Raw genomic sequence first — 1,665 nt, 5'->3', positions numbered from 1 at the left:
CGCGGCGCGGCGCGCTCGCCGACCGGGTCGACGGGCTGCTCGCCGAGCTGGGGCTGACCCGCTCGGTGGTCGCCGCCGCGCCCACCGCGGTCGCCGCGCAGCGGCTGGCGCGGCGGTGCGGGCTGGTGGCGACCCTGCCGTCCTCGGTGGCGGGGCCGCTCGCGCGCGAGCACGGGCTGGCGCACCGGCCGCTCCCGCTGCCCGCGCCGGAGATCGCGCTGCACCTGACCTGGCACCGCCGCCACGACGGCGACCCGGCCCACCGCTGGCTGCGGGAGCTGTGCCTGGTCGAGCTGCGGAAGATGATTGCACCGGAGTAAAAGTTGAGTTGAAAAGGATGCATTTGAATTAATGATCGGGTCCTCCTAGCGTTGTTCCCAGCACCGGCGAGCCGCCGGGAAACCGTTGGAGGACAACAAGATGAGCACGCTCACCGCTACTGCCGCCGCCACCGCCGACGCCGTCCGCGCCGCGGGCGCCGCACTGGTCCGGGGGTACCGCACGAGCCACGACCTGGTCGACCGGGCGGCCGTGGAGGCCGCGATCGCCGCCGCCGACGAGGTCTCGCTCGCCGAGCTGCGCCCGGCGCTGGAAGCCGCCGCGCCCGACGCCGGGTGGGTGGAGGACGAGCTCGCGGAGGGCGGGCTGCCGCCGGGCCGGTGGTGGGTGGTCGACCCGGTGGAGGGTGCGATCAACTACGTGCACGGCCTGCCCGAGTGGGGCGTCACCGCGACCCTCGTGGAGGACGACCTGCCGGTGCTCACCGCCGTGCACCTGCCCCTGGCCGACCTGACCTACACCGCGACGGCGGGCGGCGGGGCGCTGCGGAACGGGGAGCGGCTGCGCGCGTCGGTGAAGGCGGAGCTGCGCGGCGCGCTCGTCGGCACCGGGCAGGCCAGCCCCAGGGAGACCGAGGGGACGTGGCGGCTGATCGGCCGGTCGGCGACCGCGATGATGGCCGCGTCCGGGGTGCTCGGGGTGAGCGTGCCGCCGACGCTGCGGCTGCTGCACGTGGCCGACGGGCGCTCGGACGTGTTCTGGCAGCACGGCGCGGTCCGGTCGGGGCTGCTGCCGGGGGCGCTGCTGGTGGCCGAGGCGGGCGGGGTGGTGAGCGACCTGCGGGGCGCGCCGTGGACCGCCGCGAGCGGCGACTTCCTGGCCGCCGCGCCGGGCGTGCACGCGCAGGCCGCGGCCGTGCTGGGCGCGCTGTGAGCGGCCTGCGGCTGGTCGTGCTGGGCGCGACCGGGGGCGTCGGCGGGCACGTGGTGGCGCACGCCCTGCGGCGCGGCCACTCGGTGACCGCCCTCAGCCGCGACCCGCGCGGGCTGCCGGGGCACGGGTCGCTGCGGGTGGTGGCGGTGGACGTGCGGGACCGGGACGCGGTCGCCGAGGCGTGGGCCGGGAGCGACGCGGTCGTGTCGGCGCTGGGCAACCCGCCGAGGTCCCGCCCCGGCGTGCTGGCGGCGGGCGCGGCGTCCCTGGTGGCGGCGTCCCCGCCGCGCCTGGTGTGGCTGGGCGCGCACGGCACCGGCCCGTCCGCGACCGCCGCGACCTCGGCGCTGCTGCGCCTGGCGCTGGGCGCGGTGGAGGTGGCCGACAAGGTGGCGGCCGTCGCGCTGGTCCTGGCAGCGGGCGGCACGGTCGTCCACGCGGGCCCGCTGACCG

At 78.1% G+C, this 1,665-nt stretch carries 3 protein-coding genes; all 3 read left to right on the top strand.

All coding sequences use genetic code 11. The features are described from left to right. Window positions 1–320 (top strand): LysR substrate-binding domain-containing protein (locus ACTUAL_RS05490; protein WP_440899479.1); only part of this gene is annotated, 320 nt, incomplete at its 5' end. Window positions 321–420: 100 nt separating this feature from the next. After that, window positions 421–1,212 (top strand): inositol monophosphatase family protein, encoded by a 792-nt coding sequence (locus tag ACTUAL_RS05485; RefSeq protein WP_440899478.1) that lies wholly within the window; start codon window positions 421–423, stop codon window positions 1,210–1,212. Then, window positions 1,209–1,665, top strand: a 457-nt coding sequence (locus tag ACTUAL_RS05480) for an NAD(P)-dependent oxidoreductase (protein WP_440899477.1), incomplete at its 3' end; no start/stop codon positions are given. The genes ACTUAL_RS05485 and ACTUAL_RS05480, both read left to right, overlap by 4 nt.

It is taken from the genome of Actinosynnema sp., assembly GCF_052038725.1.
Note: the sequence above shows the minus strand (reverse complement) of the source record. Positions and strands in the feature narration are given on the sequence as shown.

Coding starts and splice junctions, on each gene's coding strand:
- ACTUAL_RS05485 (WP_440899478.1), top strand. CDS start 421: ATGAGCACGCTCACCGCTACTGCCGCCGCCACCGCCGACGCCGTCCGC.